Genomic DNA, 637 nt, shown 5'->3' with positions numbered 1-637 from the left:
CAACCCTTGGGACCGACTACAGCCCCAGGATGCGATGAGCCGACATCGAGGTGCCAAACCTCCCCGTCGATGTGGACTCTTGGGGGAGATGAGCCTGTTATCCCCAGGGTAGCTTTTATCCGTTGAGCGATGGCCCTTCCATGCGGAACCACCGGATCACTAAGTCCTACTTTCGTACCTGCTCGAGTTGTAGCTCTCGCAGTCAAGCTTGCTTATGCCTTTACACGCTACGAATGATTTCCAACCATTCTGAGCAAACCTTTGAGCGCCTCCGTTACCTTTTAGGAGGCGACCGCCCCAGTCAAACTGCCCGCCAGACACTGTCCACGATCACGTTGAGTGACCAGTGTTAGAATGTTCATACAACGAGGGTAGTATCCCACCGTGCGACTCCGACTAGACTAGCGTCCAATCTTCTACGTCTCCTACCTATTCTGTACAAGCAGCACAAACATTCAATATCAAGCTACAGTAAAGCTCCATGGGGTCTTTCCGTCCTGTCGCGGGTAACCCGCATCTTCACGGGTATTTAAATTTCACCGAGTCCCTCGTTGAGACAGTGCCCAGATCGTTACGCCTTTCGTGCGGGTCGGAACTTACCCGACAAGGAATTTCGCTACCTTAGGACCGTTATAGT

Annotated in this window: 1 rRNA gene; it reads right to left on the bottom strand. The window is 52.4% G+C overall.

The features are described 5' to 3' along the window. A 23S ribosomal RNA gene (locus OZD66_RS05660) occupies positions 1–637 on the bottom strand; the annotation flags it as partial.

It is taken from the genome of Wolbachia endosymbiont of Drosophila baimaii (genome assembly GCF_028982185.1).
GTDB classification, from domain to species: Bacteria; Pseudomonadota; Alphaproteobacteria; order Rickettsiales; family Anaplasmataceae; genus Wolbachia; species Wolbachia pipientis.
This window is presented reverse-complemented; position numbering and strand designations above follow the sequence as displayed.